Annotated in this window: 13 protein-coding genes and 1 pseudogene; 11 read left to right on the forward strand and 3 right to left on the reverse strand. The window is 43.5% G+C overall.

Going from position 1 to position 15,399, the window contains the following annotated elements:
• Positions 1 to 84: 84 nt before the first annotated feature.
• Both WA407_RS08475 and WA407_RS08480 read left to right on the forward strand, forming a co-directional pair.
• A pseudogene (locus WA407_RS08475) lies at positions 85 to 459 on the forward strand (hydrolase); the annotation flags it as partial.
• Positions 416 to 1,036, forward strand: coding sequence for an ROK family protein (locus WA407_RS08480; protein WP_336077121.1), 621 nt, complete (start codon positions 416 to 418; stop codon positions 1,034 to 1,036). The pseudogene WA407_RS08475 and the gene WA407_RS08480, both read left to right, overlap by 44 nt.
• Positions 1,037 to 1,234: 198 nt before the next feature.
• Here the strand turns inward: WA407_RS08480 and WA407_RS08485 are convergent, their stop codons facing one another.
• Complete coding sequence (locus tag WA407_RS08485; RefSeq protein ID WP_336077122.1) at positions 1,235 to 3,196, reverse strand: endonuclease MutS2; 1,962 nt, start codon at positions 3,194 to 3,196, stop codon at positions 1,235 to 1,237.
• A 727-nt stretch (positions 3,197 to 3,923) separates the two neighbouring features.
• On the reverse strand, positions 3,924 to 5,141 hold the full coding sequence (locus WA407_RS08490; protein ID WP_336077214.1) for an MFS transporter: 1,218 nt from the start codon (positions 5,139 to 5,141) through the stop codon (positions 3,924 to 3,926).
• A 388-nt stretch (positions 5,142 to 5,529) separates the two neighbouring features.
• On the opposite strand from WA407_RS08490, the gene WA407_RS08495 reads away from it, so the two are divergent.
• On the forward strand, positions 5,530 to 6,627 hold the full coding sequence (locus tag WA407_RS08495; RefSeq protein ID WP_336077123.1) for a DUF3900 domain-containing protein: 1,098 nt from the start codon (positions 5,530 to 5,532) through the stop codon (positions 6,625 to 6,627).
• A gap of 119 nt (positions 6,628 to 6,746) precedes the next feature.
• Here WA407_RS08495 and WA407_RS08500 read toward each other — a convergent pair whose 3' ends face one another.
• Positions 6,747 to 7,676: an L-lactate dehydrogenase gene (locus WA407_RS08500; RefSeq protein WP_053325554.1), complete on the reverse strand. Its 930-nt coding sequence runs from the start codon at positions 7,674 to 7,676 to the stop codon at positions 6,747 to 6,749.
• Positions 7,677 to 7,908: 232 nt separating this feature from the next.
• Between WA407_RS08500 and WA407_RS08505 the strand changes: the two genes are divergently transcribed.
• From WA407_RS08505 to WA407_RS08540, 8 genes are all read left to right on the forward strand, one after another.
• Complete coding sequence (locus WA407_RS08505) at positions 7,909 to 9,300, forward strand: amino acid permease (protein WP_235309722.1); 1,392 nt, start codon at positions 7,909 to 7,911, stop codon at positions 9,298 to 9,300.
• A 163-nt stretch (positions 9,301 to 9,463) separates the two neighbouring features.
• Positions 9,464 to 10,714 (forward strand): WD40/YVTN/BNR-like repeat-containing protein, encoded by a 1,251-nt coding sequence (locus WA407_RS08510; protein ID WP_336077124.1) that lies wholly within the window; start codon positions 9,464 to 9,466, stop codon positions 10,712 to 10,714.
• A 152-nt stretch (positions 10,715 to 10,866) separates the two neighbouring features.
• Complete coding sequence (locus tag WA407_RS08515) at positions 10,867 to 11,049, forward strand: hypothetical protein (RefSeq protein ID WP_061828281.1); 183 nt, start codon at positions 10,867 to 10,869, stop codon at positions 11,047 to 11,049.
• Between the two features lie 189 nt (positions 11,050 to 11,238).
• Positions 11,239 to 11,634, forward strand: coding sequence for a DUF2500 domain-containing protein (locus WA407_RS08520; RefSeq protein WP_013371386.1), 396 nt, complete (start codon positions 11,239 to 11,241; stop codon positions 11,632 to 11,634).
• A gap of 135 nt (positions 11,635 to 11,769) precedes the next feature.
• Positions 11,770 to 12,519 (forward strand): SDR family NAD(P)-dependent oxidoreductase, encoded by a 750-nt coding sequence (locus tag WA407_RS08525; RefSeq protein WP_061828282.1) that lies wholly within the window; start codon positions 11,770 to 11,772, stop codon positions 12,517 to 12,519.
• A gap of 120 nt (positions 12,520 to 12,639) precedes the next feature.
• Complete coding sequence (locus tag WA407_RS08530) at positions 12,640 to 13,062, forward strand: cell wall hydrolase (protein WP_061828283.1); 423 nt, start codon at positions 12,640 to 12,642, stop codon at positions 13,060 to 13,062.
• A 56-nt stretch (positions 13,063 to 13,118) separates the two neighbouring features.
• Entirely contained in the window at positions 13,119 to 13,580 is a 462-nt protein-coding gene (gerQ, locus tag WA407_RS08535) for a spore coat protein GerQ (protein ID WP_336077125.1), read from the forward strand.
• A 388-nt stretch (positions 13,581 to 13,968) separates the two neighbouring features.
• Positions 13,969 to 15,270, forward strand: coding sequence for a hemolysin family protein (locus WA407_RS08540; RefSeq protein WP_322158124.1), 1,302 nt, complete (start codon positions 13,969 to 13,971; stop codon positions 15,268 to 15,270).
• Positions 15,271 to 15,399 lie beyond the last annotated feature (129 nt).

The following is a 15,399-nucleotide window of genomic DNA, read 5'->3' on the forward strand; positions in this document are numbered from 1 at the left end:
GCTTTTAATCCACTCTTGTTAGAAATTAAACTCAGATTCTAGTGTATATTGGGGGATTTTATATATGTTTAAACTGGTAGTAAGTTTGGCGAGCACGGAAAAGGGATCTGGATCTTAGGGGACAGTGCTACGCGGATTAAAAAGGATGGAGTCGTCGTCAAGGAGTTTACGATTGAACACAATCTAGCATTACAAGCGATAAGAGATATCGAAAGTTTTTCCAATGATTTTATTATCATAGCATGTACAACGGAAGCAGCATTTGTTCATTCTCATATTCAAGACGAATACTATAAAATTGTGAAAGGCTCGTATAAAGAAGTGGTTAAGATTGATTCATTTGATCAAATCAACAGTAGCTTTCTTAAAATAACTGTATATGATCCAGCTGGAAGAAGTCCCTTATTAAGAAAACATGTTGAAAAGACTCTACTGGGTCAAATTTATATCGTTGATAGCTGCTCTGGGAGAAGCATGGTGTGGTTCATTAAAGGGAATCGCTGATGGTGTTGTTCTGGTCGTTGGAACCGGAATGGGCGGTGGAATCATCTCTCAAGGTAAATTGCTGAAAGGCCATCATTTATCGGCTGGGGAATTCTCCTTCGTCAGAACTAACAATGAGTATGCAGACAGTGTTGATTATTTGCTTGGTATGAAAGGGAGTAGTTCTGTATTATCTAAAACCGTTGCCAAAGCTAAAGGGCTTCCTGCAGATTCTATGACAGGTGAAAAAGTATTCAAGCTCATTGAAGAAGGTGATCACACGGTCCAAGCGATTTTTCAAGAATACTGTAGGAACATCGCAACACAAATTATTAATTTGCAAACGATTCTTGATCCTGAAAAGTTTGTAATTGGGGGAGGCATATCTGCAAATCCTTTACTGGTTATTACTATTAAAGAAGAACTAGAGAAACTTTATCTAGATTCGATCTTAAATTTTGTGCGTGCAGATATTGAGCAGAGTAAATTAGGCAATGAAGCGAATTTGCTAGGTGCTATATATAACTACAAACAAACCTATCATCTTGAATGATAACAAAAGTTATATTTCGATGTCTGATTTATCTTGTCCTGTCTAATAAAGAAGCATATAGTTTACATAATATATATTATGTTTTTAGTGTGGTGAAATCTGCAAGTGAATCACTCTTATCAAGTGTCCACTTGCAGATTCAAGTTTCACTGACAATATAAAATAGCTTATTTTTCAGTTGAGAATATACGCATGCGTCTATATTTCATTTTCCGGGGGAGATTCAATCATCAGTCCTTCGACATGCTTACGTCCCAGCAGTTTTCGTTTTTTGCGGTTTTCCTTGGTTTCTAAAACAATATCCAGATCATAGTCGTCAGGATATAATTCAGTAGCAGCGATGTGAAGGACGAGCCTCTTTTTGTTCATGGTTAGCTTCTGTCCTTGGATCAAAATCCCGACATTACCTCGTTCATCCTCGGTTTTGTATACAATTCCAGTTCGATCCAGATAGCCTACATAAACACTATCGCCAAGGGCAAAAGGCTTGGTTTTGAGAGGAATTTCTTGTTTACCCCGTTTTGTGAATGTCTGGTCTAAAGCCTCTTTTTTAGGGAAAGGCTTATTTGCATCATCAGACTTTTCATCATCTACAGAAGGGGGAATAACAAACGATTCCTGTGTATTCCGAGACGCTCTGCCTGCAGAAATGGCCTCAGAACGCTCGATAATACGTGTCCACATGCCCAGCTTCAAGGCAATTGCATATGCATAGCTTTCTCCGGCCTCTCCAATGCGAAGTCGGTACAAAGGTTGTAGCGTTTCGGTATCAAACTCCATACGAGCATTCTGAAATCCCGGTGTGTTTTCAGCAAAATGCTTGATTTCGCTAAAGTGCGTTGTAGCCACTACTGTCGCTCGGCGGCGATGGAATTCTTCTAGCAACGCGATAGAGAGGCCTACTCCTTCTCCTGGATCGGTGCCGGATGCCATTTCATCAATCAGAATCAGAGTAGAGTTTCCTGTTGTTTCTAAAATGCTAATCATGTTGCGGATGTGTGCAGAAAAGGTGCTCAAAGCATGTTCAATGCTTTGTCCATCCCCGATATCTACCACAATTTCCTCGAATACAGCCATTCGGCTACCATGCAAAACAGGTACCAGTAGCCCAGATTGCACCATTAGTGTTAATAGACCGACGCTTTTAAGTGCCATCGTTTTTCCGCCTGTGTTCGGTCCAGTGATGATGAGTGAGGAATATCCTTCACCAATTGAGAAATCAAGCGGCACCATGGTATTGGACATCAACGGGTGACGTGCACCTTGGATGTCTATAATCCCGTCAAGGTTAAGTTCGACAGGAACAGCATCCAGAGTCATGGCGTATTTGGCTTTTGCCAATAAAAAATCCAGTACACCTACAGTCTCTGTATTGATGCTTAGTTCCCGGTTGTATGACTCGGCCATTGCCGTCAGGTCTCCCAGCACTTTCATTTCTTCTTTAGATTCTTCTGCCATGTTTGCGCTCTGATCGAATTGCAGATTCGTGATTTCCGCAGGTTCAACGTAAACCGTCTGACCACTTCCCGATTCATCCAGTACATTGCCTTTCACTTGTTTACGGAATTCTTTTTTGATAGGAAGCACGTAACGGCCATTGCGCTGACTAATCATATTTTCCTGCATAATGGATCGGTGACGGCTTGTGAGAGAGTCAAGTTTTCTCTTGATGCGTTCTTCAGTAACCGCAATTTTTTTGCGAATTTTAGCTAGTTCTTTACTGGCGATATCCGTCACACGTCCCGAATGAATACATCTTTCGATTTCGGATAGAAGTGGCTCCATGCTATACATGGAAGATGCATAAGCGCTGACGGTTGGAGCAGCGTCCGCCTTGGAATGCATATATTTTATGAGTTGAATGCAGCTTCGAATGAATTGAGCCATATGAGAAAAATCACGTTCGCTGAACATATACCCGGTTCCGAGCAGTTGAAGAATGTGCTCCATTCCTTCCAACGAAGGAACAGGGACGCTTGCTCCGTGGCGAATGATCTGTAACGCTTCGTTGGTTTCGTCAAGTCGAATCTTAATGGTACGGATATCAGTAATTGGGCACATAGAAGCAGCGTGATGCTTACCCAGATAAGAAAAAGCACATTCGGAAACTCTTGTTTTAATTTGATCATATTCCAAACGCAGCATTGTAGTTTCGTTCATGAATAAATCTCTCCTTTAATTGTGTAGTGTCAGGATTTTGGAAAACTTGCTATTAAAATAAAAAAGGGCGGAGAATGAACAAAACGTTCATTCTCCGCCCTTAAGGAAAGAGGGAATTTATCAACAAATAAGCCTGTTATACAGCTTTTGTAGTTCCGAGTTCCGTGTTTCCAATTCATTCACGTAACAGCTCTTTGCTAAGCTATTTGGATCGAATGGAAAAGGGAAGTTACAAAATCTGAAAACAAAAAACCGCGCTGAACACAGCACGGAATAAGGCCTGGATGAAGATAATCCCGAAGGCGATTTATGATATCCGCATGTTCTTAACTAATATCAGGATAACAACACAGCAAGAAACAAACCTGTCCCCGAAGGGTGCAAGTGCCTGGTGTTACTCCCTGAATATGCAATTGCTTAGTTAAGAACGTTCACCGACATCAAAATCTCTCCCTTAATTGAAGATATAACCATACTATACGATTGGACAGGCGTTGAAGTCAAGGCCGACTTCTTTAATTCGATGTAATGGGGATCATAATGTTAACATAATGTATGTTATGTATACATAATATCAATGTCTTTTAAATGAGAATGATGATCATTATAATTGTAATCAAGAGCATGAAGAAAGAGAGCCATAATCCGTATGAAATCATGATACAAACATTAAGAAACCGCCCCGGAGGATGCTATATCATATCTCCAGGAGCGGTTTCTTGTGCTGTTATTCAGAATCATCGGCTATGACAGCTTGTACAGGCTGCCTGTCACGAAGCAATGGTAACAACAGCATCGCTCCGACCAAAAACAAACCGGCGCTCACGGTATATACAGTGTTCAGGGAGGATTCGTGTTTGAGTGTTCCGCCGATACTCATACCGACGACCATCATCCCGGAGAACAGGGGAGAGAGGGCACCAGCGACGCGGCCGATAAAAGCAGCTTCGGCATTTTTCATCATCATCGTGTTGATACCGATATGAATGCAAGGATAAAATAGGCCGCTGAAAACTTGTAGTGCCATAGTCAACACAATATTGTGCGACCATCCGACACCACAGGTTGTCAGTGTGCTGACCAAGAGTCCGGCTACCAGGAGCAATTGCGGCTGTACTTTTTTGGCAACCCCCATAATCAGGCCGCCTCCCACCAGCATAGCCGCTCCGTTCGCCATTAATGGCCATTGCAGGAATTCCTTGTTTTGTCCAAGGTTCTCGATGGCGACAAAAATCATTAATGGTTGAATAAGTCCAACCGCCAGTCCAATTACAGTAAATGTTCCCCCAAGCGTGCGAAGTGTGCGGTTATTCCATACATAACGTATTCCTTCTTTAAGCTCTTGAATGAAATGAGTGGGTTGATCATCTATCTCAAGTGCTTGTTCATCTTGGGGAATACGAGTCAAGACAAGTGCCGAAATGAGAAACAATATTCCGGTTATAGACATTGAAAAGAAAATTCCAAAGTGTTGATAAATAAATGTACCGATAACAGGACCGATAACCATAAATAATGCCATGAGAGATTGAAAAAGGGCCATCACTCCCTGAAGCTGGTCTGGTGCTACATGCTGCTTAAATATCTTCATTGCAGACGGCTGAGAAAATTGAGATAGAATGGCCGAAAAGAAAGTAGACAGCAAAAGCATCTGCCATGACCCGTACCATAGTGCCAACAAGACAATAAAAATAGAGGCCGCGGATAGCAAATCGCAACTAATCATAGTCCGTTTGGGCCGCCAGCGGTCCGCAAATGTTCCTCCAATGATAGCGAACAGAAAAATAGGCATGAATTCAGCAACCGAAATGAGCGATACGTAGACGGGATCATTATGAGTCAAATCTGTTACATACAACAGTATGGCAAAGTTGCGCACCCAAATGCCCAAATTTAACAGCGCATTGGAGGAGATAATGGTCCTTATATATGGATTTTTAAACAACAACAAACTCTCCTTTCCTGTTTTCAAGGCGCGAACCCCTTGCAATATCGTTTTATATAAACAAAAATTATTTTTGTCTATAAAATAATAGATAATATAATAAATTAACTATTGTTTAGTCAAATGTTTTTTTGAAACCAAGAAGAAAGTAGAGCATGGAAATAAAGAGGTCAATGATCCTTAAGGACGTGAATTAGAATAGTGATAAAAGTACTCACTTTAAACTTGTGAGTTGGTAATAATATCTAATCAAAAAAAGGATAACATAATATATATTATGTTAACTAAATTGCTTGTCTAATAATAGGGCTTTGAATCCGATGTACCTTTTAAAATCATAGTGATATAATTACGCGTACATGCCTGAAAAGGAGCGAATGGAACATAAATGAACTTTCAAGTGGATTTTTTATCTTTTTTTGTAATTCAGGTAGATGGAAAAGAAGGACAGGGTGGTAAGTCCTATAAGCATTACGCTACAATGGACGACTACGATTATGACGAAAGCGATGTTAAAAAATTTTTGGACGGGGAATTTACTCGTATTAGCAAGCGGAAGGTTGAAAAAAATCCCAGCACAGAGCAGGCACCGACCAAAATCGGCCGCTTTATCGTCGAACCGGAGCATGAATTGAGCAGTAATCCGAATTTCAATATGTTCGCCCGACTGCGGGCAGCAGAGGATAAGGAAGATTTTAAAAATGCTTGTGACGATCTGGTGCGGATGTATCTGGATACGAGCGCAGTACGCGGCGGAGCGCTGATCATTGTACAGGCTACCTTGAATACACACTCGGATGATCCGTTTATTTTTGTGCTTAAATGTGATTTTGAACCTAAAATTGCCAGAATTACTGAAAGCAGTCTGGTGAGTGAGGTCGAAATGGCTATTTCTGCCCGTAATATGAAATCCATCATGTATCCTTACATGCTTGAGGAGGGGATGAACGATGAGTGGGAGCTTAAAATTCACCAGTCTTCGCATGCCCGGTATTTTGAAGATTTTTTGAAATTCGTGACCTATGAGCAATCCATGCCCGAAATTGTCAATGAGCATGTCATGGGCTTCGTTCAGAACTATGTAGAAACCAAATGGCCGGATGCATCTAATGAGGAAAGACAGCAGGAAGAGCGTGATCTGGAATTGTGGGCGGCTAGCGAAAAACGGGATTTGCAAGGGAAATGGGAACCCCTTCAGGTCGTAGAGGCTGCACAGCATATTGTCGAGCTGAAACCAGAAATTGAAGTTCGTTTTAAACTAGATGATACGGCCGTGCGTGGGCTACTGTCCGACTTTGGCGCCAAGCTGCATATCACGAAACTTCATGATAGATATGCACTTATTATTGAAGGCGATGCATTTACGTTTGAAAAGGGATTTTCACCGATTGAGTTGCTCCAACCTGAATCGTTTGAAACGGTGGCTGAGCGGCTAAAAGAGAAACGCCAGCATGAAATTGAGGATGGCGATACGCCACCTTGGTAATTCGAATGCAAAGCAAGACGACAAACTGAACTTTTACATTATAATGACTAAAATAACTGGCCTCTCAACGGATATTACCGCTGTGGAGGCCAGTTTTGTTTAGCTTTTATGTTCCCAATCTACATATGAACTTTGCTAATTTGATCTTTCAGCTTGTCCGCAGATTGAAGCAACCTGGCACGTTCCTCGTCATTGAGCGGAAGATCCAAAATTTCACGTACCCCATTGTGATCTACGATACTTGGAACACCTAAATATACGTCAGATACTCCGTTATAATTTTCCAGCAAGGTGGACACATTAAGTACCGACCCCTCGTCCCCGAGAATGGCGGCTACGATTCGGTCGAGAGCCAGCCCAATAGCATAAGAAGTTGCGCCTTTAGCATCTATAATTTCATAGGCAGCATTCTTGGTATTTTCAAAAATTTCATTTTTCGTTTCTTCACCCAGTTCCAGCGGAGTTCCAGCTACGTTGGCTGTGCTCCATACAGGTAACTCAGAGTCACCATGTTCTCCAATAATATGGGCGTGGATGCTTCGTGGATCGATGCCCTTTTGCTTTCCAATCAGATAGCGGAAGCGTGCGCTGTCCAGCAACGTTCCTGATCCAATGACTCTGCTTGAAGGCCAACCACTGCGTTTCCAAGAGATGTAGGAGAGAATGTCCACTGGATTGGTTGCGATCAGCAAAATGCCATGTGTATTGACCTTGACGATATTATCAATAATACTTTCAAAAATTTCGGCATTACGCTTCAGTAAATCAATGCGCGTTTCTCCCGGCTTTTGTGAAGCGCCCGCTGTAACAATAATGATATCTGCATCACGGCAGTCTTCATAATCACCTGCCCACACTTTGACACCACCGAGAAAGGGAAGCCCATGATTCATATCGAGCATTTCCCCCTTCGCCTTTTTGACGTTGACATCAATAAAGACAAGTTCTGACATGCGTTGGCGCAGCAGTAGGGTATAGCCGGTTGTTGTGCCAACCGCTCCCATGCCGACAATGGCCACTCTACTTCGTTTGTAAGGTTTTAAGCTCATAAAATCCTCATCTCCTTCTCGGGTTGAATACCTTTTCATTTTGGGCTATTTCTTAAAATTTTATCTTTCCAACTTAGTGTACCGTATATATTTACCCACCGCAAAGAAATATGACATTTTTCCTTGACTTCAAAGGCGAGCTCGCTAATAATTAATCGAATGATAAGAACACGCACTAAAGCGTTGCAGCATCGATATTGACGCATGAAATTATGGAAAGAGGATTCGGCATATGGACTTATTTCGAAAAAAAACAGGACTGCTCCCGCATGAGGAAAGCGGATCTACAGGTCACTTAAAGAGAACAATGGGTGCCTTTGATCTCACCATGCTAGGTGTAGGATGTATTATCGGTACCGGGATTTTTGTTATTACTGGCAAGGCAGCAGCAGAAAATGCAGGTCCTGGATTGATGCTCTCTTTTGTTATTGCAGGTATTGCCTGCGTACTAGCAGCCTTGTGCTATGCGGAGCTTTCATCTACAGTTCCCGCAGCTGGGAGCGCTTATGCGTATAGTTATATTGTATTTGGAGAAATTTTGGCTTGGGTACTGGGGTGGGACCTAATTCTGGAATATGGAGTGGCGGCCGCCTCTGTGAGTAGTGGATGGTCTGCATACTTTCAAGGCTTGCTGGCTGGATTTGATGTACATTTACCGATGGCTTTAACCGCAGCCTTCGATTCGACCAAGGGCACCATTATTGATCTACCAGCCGTGTGTATCATTATGCTCATCACATTGTTACTGAGTCTCGGAGCCAAGGAGACGGTCCGATTCAATTTAATAATGGTTTGTGTTAAAGTCGGAGTTGTATTGCTATTTATTGGGATCGGTATCTTTTATGTTAAGCCTGACAACTGGACACCATTTTTGCCTTATGGATTTTCTGGTGTTTTGAGTGCTGCGGCAATCGTATTTTTTGCTTATCTGGGTTTCGATGCCATCTCAACTGCAGCCGAAGAGGTTCGCAATCCGCAACGGAATATGCCCATCGGCATTATTTCTTCTCTAGCGATCTGCACAGTACTGTATATTGCGGTTTCAGTTGTGCTAACGGGAATGGTACCTTATACGCAGTTGGGGGTAAGTGATCCTGTTGCGTTTGCTCTCCGCTTTATTCATCAGGATTTCGTAGCCGGATTGATTTCAGTCGGTGCGATTGCGGGGATGACGACCGTTTTATTGGTGCTCTTGTATGGTCAAACGCGGTTAATTTTCTCCATGTCACGTGATGGCCTTTTACCCGTTTTTTTATCTAAAATAAATGCTAAAACTCAAACGCCAATTCGAAGCACTTGGCTGGTGGGCAGCATTATCGCATTGGCTAGTGGATTGTTCCCGTTACATGCACTGACCAATCTGACGAGTATTGGAACCCTATTCGCTTTTGCTGTGGTATCGGTAGGAGTTATCGTTCTGCGCAAGAAACGCCCTGATTTGAAAAGAGGCTTTACCGTGCCGTGGGTTCCGTTGCTCCCACTTTTAAGTGCTTTGGTTTGCATCGGTCTGATGCTTCAGCTTCATATTAGCACCTGGATTGGATTCATTGTGTGGCTCCTGCTTGGATTGTTGATCTATTTCTTCTATGGATACCACAAAAGTTTGTTGAACCGTAAATCTTAATAAATTCTAGTATAAAAAAAGCCGGCATCCTGCACTTTTGTGGAGGGTCCGGTTTTTTTTGACATTACGCGAAAAGTGTCACATAGAGTCGTTTATGGTATAATTCTGTTTCAGATAAGCTTTTGGCACGTGATTACAGCATGCCATCGAGGGAGGATTTTATATGAAACTGCGCTGGCGTGCGCTCTTGGGGGGAGTACTGCTGCTGACGGGCATTCTACTGACTGCCTGTTCTGCTGAAGCCCCAGATACGTTAACTAAACCTCCGATTGAGGAACCTGATGACCAGGGTCAGACAATTACAATTAATCCACCAGTGACTCCAAAGGTGGGCGATCCCAACGCCAAATATGTAGTACAGACGCGAATAGCGGATTTTCATTTAATTGATAACAATAAAGGGTTAGTTTGGGGAGTTACCCATAATGAGCTTCGGCTTTATGATACTCATGATGGCGGAAAGACATGGAATAATATTTCCCCCTCCGAAAACGTCCAATTTCAAGACAAGCTTGAATATGGAAAGGACATCAGTTTCACTGATTCTCTTCACGGTTGGGTTGTCCGTCAAAATTTGGACAAAACAGCAACCGTCATTCTGAGAACAGCAGATGGAGGACAGAGCTGGGATGTTTCAGCGCTTCCAAGCGGGGACCATGTGAGCTCGATTCAATATGTAAATCCAACTACTGGCTGGATTATGGCATATGTAAATCTGAATGAGCAGGATCAACAAAAACTGTTGTATCACACCACTGACGGGGGAGCCACATGGAATAAAGTTGCGCAAAGTTCGGGTATGACATCCAACAAATCAGGCTCAGGTTTACCCGATCGGGGCAGCCTGGCGGGAATGAGCTTTTCTTCCAACAATCAGGGGTTTGTAGCGATCAATCTGGATAACAGTGTTAAGCTGTACAAGACTTTGAATCAAGGGAAAACCTGGACTCCGGTAGCTAACAGAATACAGGGCTGCCCTCAGGCCAAAGCAGAAGCCCAGCAGTCTCTGAAAGGGAGCAGTGCCTCGTACTGGATTCCGGTTCTTTGCTATGGGGATAAGGCCATAAAATATAACGGACTGTTTACAAACGATACAGGGACACAATGGAACGGTGTGCCTTTGGGTCTGAGTAGCAACATTAATTCTATTATCCCTGGCCGTACGTTTCTAAATGAAAAGGAAGGGTGGATCATAACCGAGACCGGAATGAGCCGTACAATGGATGGGGGGAAGACGTGGACAAGTCTCACAGGCAACAAAGTGCTACCTTTGAAGTTAAAAGACTACCCACGATCGGTTAAGCTCCGTTTCGCTTCTTCTTCGGTGGGTTGGCTTCTTTTGGAACGCCTTGATGACAAGAAGTCACTGCTGCTGAAAACGACGGACGGCGGTGCGAACTGGAGAATTTTATAATCGCTATAAAGGTGATTGCCCTGGGTGTTTTTCCCAGGGCGTTTTATTTTTAAAAAATTTAAATTTTATACGACTATATGTGAAAAAAATCACAAACTAACAAATAAGCCGCTGTTATACTAAACCTGTAAACAACGATAGGAGTGATAATCATGAGAGCGAATCAGGATCATATGTTAACCCAATACTACCTTCAATTTTGTTATACTTGCCAGGATGCCTATGGTTGCACGACTGAAGAGGACTGCAAGCAGTGTGCAGAGCGTTACGCTGAAGACGAAAATCATGAAGTTCTGGATGAAACACAACGTTATCTCCAGCTTGTACATGTGTAAATCGATGCATCATTCTGATATCGCCATATCTTGAGCCCTCCCGGATAATTCCGTGGGGGCTCTTGGCGTTCTTGAGGGTTGCTATCAAATTTGGGCAGGAACATACATATACTGTTATAGAAAGCTTAGGTCAGGTCAGGATGCCCGGTAGTTTCCCTGTGAAATGCCTGGCGGAGAGGAGTGCGGTGCATGGGTTTTGAGTCATTATGGATGTTCGATTGGCTGGGCACGGTACTGCCCGTATTTTTCGTTGTCGTGTTGGGTATTGTCGTGTTGTCTGCAGGCAGGGAAGTCATGGAATGGAGTCGGAATAAAAGGCAGCCTGTATTGACGGTCGGTTCCCGAATTACAGCCAGAAGGACACATCTCCAACAGAGGCGGCAGGAGGAACAAGGGACTCGTACCTATACTTTCTATTACGTAACCTTCGAGGTGGAAAGTGGCGACCGGATGGAGTTTAAGGTATCTGGGGAAGAATATGGTCAATGCGCTGAAGGGGATGAGGGACGGCTTACTTTTCAGGGTACAAGGTATATCGGGTTTCAGCGTCTTAATCGCTATAGCTTGGAACAGGTTAAAATGTAGAATTCAGTCTAATTATTTTTTGGATTCATTTACAGCCTTCTGCGAGATGCCAGGGTAGAGGGCTGTAGATGTTTCTTGTACAGCACATTTTGGTACATATATACTAGACAGTGTAGTTCAGAGGAGGAATGATTTGTGTCATTTGAGGGACAAGTTGTTATTGTAACAGGAGCGGCGCATGGCATCGGGAAAGAAGTCGCTTTTGCCTACGCTGCTCAGGGTGCCCATGTTGTATTTGCCGACCACAATGAGGAGGAGGGTGCAGCAGCCGCTGCAGCGGCCCGGAACGAGGGCTATCAGGCCATTTTTATTCCTTGTGATGTGCGGAAGGAAGAAGATATTGTAGCGCTAATCCGTGCCACGGAAGAAGAATACGGTACGATTCATACGCTAATTAACAACGCTGGCGTGTCCAAATGGAAATCTCCTTATGAGTTAACGATAGCAGAATGGGATGACATTCTGAATACAAACGTACGCAGCTGTTTTATTGCCACTAGGGAAGCAGCTAAGGTGATGAAACGAAACGCAGAAGGTGGCTCTGTGGTCAATATGACCTCTACACGAGCTTTCATGTCAGAGCCGGATACAGAAGCCTACGCGGCATCCAAAGGAGCGATTGCGGCCCTTACACACGCGATGGCCATATCGCTAGGAAAGGACGGGATTCAGGTCAATTGCATCAGTCCAGGGTGGATTGAAGCCGGCGATTATGAGAAACTGCGTGCAGAAGACCATCAACAGCATCCGTCTGGGCGAGTAGGAACCCCTAAGGACATCGCACGGGCCTGTCTGTATTTGACACAACCTGGCAATGATTTTGTAACAGGCACGAATCTGGTAGTAGATGGTGGCATGACGCGTAAAATGATTTATGAGCCATAATAAAAGCCTGAATGAGTAGTCCCAGTCTTGGGGCTATTTTTTTATTTTTCTGGACTGTCACCCATTGGGCATTTGTACCATACGATAGGGTATGTGATGGAGAAGCGAGGAGGGGACGCGGTGGCTGTAATCAAGACCAACTCAGAAGATGTAAGGACCCTCGCCCGGCTGATGCGGGCTGAGGCTGAAGGTGAAGGCGAGATGGGGATGCTCATGGTTGGGAATGTCGGTGTGAACCGAATTTTATCCAATTGCCTAGATTTCCGGGGGATACGTCTCATGAATGACATGGTGTTTCAAAGCCCCGGAGGTTTTGAAGCCACTCAGAAGGGGTATTTTTATCAGAAAGCCCGTGATCGGGACATTCGACTTGCCCAGCGTGTAATCAATGGAGAAAAGCTACATCCGGCATCCAATGCATTATGGTTTTTCAGACCAGCAGGAAACTGTCCGGGCACTTGGTATGACCAGACCAATACCGGGCGTTTTAAAGCCCACTGCTTTTTTAGCCCGTCTGTACAGGATTGTCCTAATGTATATTAGACACTTTACAGAATGGCTTGAAGAATTAAATTAAAACCATTTTAGGAGGAATTTACATGATTTCACAGCAAGCTTACCGTCCCGTATCTTATGCTTCCGGCAAGGGATATCCCGAATGGCCAAGAGGGATGGCTCCAATGGGAACCATGCAGCCGCAGCCTATGACTGGCTTTCCACCTCAAGTAAGTAGTGGCAGCCCTATGACACCAACGGGTACCGTAGTGCAGGTTCAGACTCCGCAATACGAGCAATCATACATCGAAAATATTTTACGCTTGAACTTAGGCAAAACGGGAACCTTTTATATGACCTATGAAAATAACCGGGAATGGAATGCGAAAATATTTAAAGGCATTCTGGAAGCAGCAGGTCGGGATCACATTATTATTAGTGATCCGGCGACAGGCAAACGGACTATTCTGCTGATGCTAAATCTGGACTATGCAACGTTTGATGAGCCATTGTTGTACCAATATCCCGGCGTCATCGGGAATCCGGGTGCATCCCCGGTTCGCTGATGCCTTCATATATATGAGTCTACATCCTCTGCCAGACGGCAGGGGATGTATTTTGTTTATAATCTTTCTCAAATATAGTAGCTTTCTTTGTGGTAAGCGGCGGAAACGAGAGCTTTATGACCTAAATGATAGGGGAGCTGTTTTTTCTGACATTGCTTGTGGTTTGACTGTATAGAGTATAGTTATATAATTAAATATAAGCTGATGAATGATCTAATCATTTATGCGGAATATGGCTTTAGAAGCCGGAAGGAGTGAATGTGTTGGGAAGTTGACGCTGCTTATGATGTGTTATCGTTCTGTCTATGATGAAACTATCCGAAGGAGGTGCGCCTGTCTGCCGTAATGACGGCTGATGGGGAGCATATTGAGTGACCCTTTACCGAGTATGTTTAACTTATTTATTGTTTTTGCATTAGTACTATTGAATGGTTTTTTTGTATCTGCGGAATTTGCCATGGTGAAGGTCAGAGGCAGCCGTATTGAGACTTTGGTGGAGGCGGGAAATAAAAAGGCCGTGTACGCCGCCAATATGTTACACAACTTGGACGCTTATTTGTCTGCCTGCCAGTTGGGTATTACACTAGCATCGTTGGGACTAGGATGGATCGGAGAGCCGGCCATCGCACATTTGATCGAACCTGTATTTACAGCCGCTGGATTAGGAGCGGTATATGTGCACGGTACTGCCGTGGTTATTGCATTTATTGTTATTACGATTCTGCATATTGTGTTGGGTGAATTGGCGCCCAAAACGATAGCTATTCGTAAATCTGAGACCATTACGCTGTATTCAGCCATGCTGATGACTTGGTTTTACAAGTTGATGTATCCATTCATATGGGCGTTAAATGGAATGGCGAACAGCCTGCTGCGTTTATTCCGTCTGGAGCCGGTATCTGAAAATGACGATTCCGCGCATACCGGAGATGAAATACGCATTCTGATGAAAGAAAGCAATAAGAGCGGACTAATTGATAATACGGAATTGGCGCTTGTTGATAATATATTTGATTTTACCGACACGACCGCCAGGGAAATCATGATTCCGCGAACTGAGATGATCTGCTTATACAGTAATGAGTCCACAGAAGAAAATCTCGCGATTGCGACGGAAAGCATGAGAACCCGTTATCCAATCTGCGCCGAAGATAAGGACCATATTATCGGCTTTATCCATATTAAGGACCTTCTACGGGCGAACACACTGGATACCCGTACGATGATTCGACCGATTCTTGCTGTCCCGGAATCTACGCAAATTAGTGATCTGCTCAAACGCATGCAGCGTAGCAAGACGCAAATCGCAATTTTGATTGATGAATATGGCGGGACATCGGGTATGGTAACACTGGAAGATATTATGGAAGAAATCGTTGGTGAAATTCAGGATGAGTTCGATCAGGAACGTCCGAGTTGTGAGCAGATTAATGACGAGGAATTTTCCATTGACGGCATGTTATTAATTGATGAAGTGAACGATCGCTTTGGACTGGATCTTGATCATGAGGATTATGATACGGTAGGGGGCTGGCTATACTCACATGTCGAGGTTATTCCTCCACAGCCTGGCCAGTCTGTATTGTTTGAGGGATGTATGTTCACGGTAGAAGAAGTTGAAAATAAGCGGATTTCACGTATTCGGTTGATAAAACAGCCTATTATCGTGGAAGAAGCAGGAGTCTCATAACGGAATACGGAATAAATCTTGAGAGCGACCTTGAACGATGTGGGGTCGCTTTTTAATTTGCCTCCTTTACAGAAAGGACATGAATTGATATGATGTTCGTGTTATTGTCAACCTAATTATAATCGACTG

The organism is Paenibacillus sp. 203 (genome assembly GCF_037027525.1).
Taxonomy (GTDB): Bacteria; Bacillota; Bacilli; order Paenibacillales; family Paenibacillaceae; genus Paenibacillus; species Paenibacillus polymyxa_B.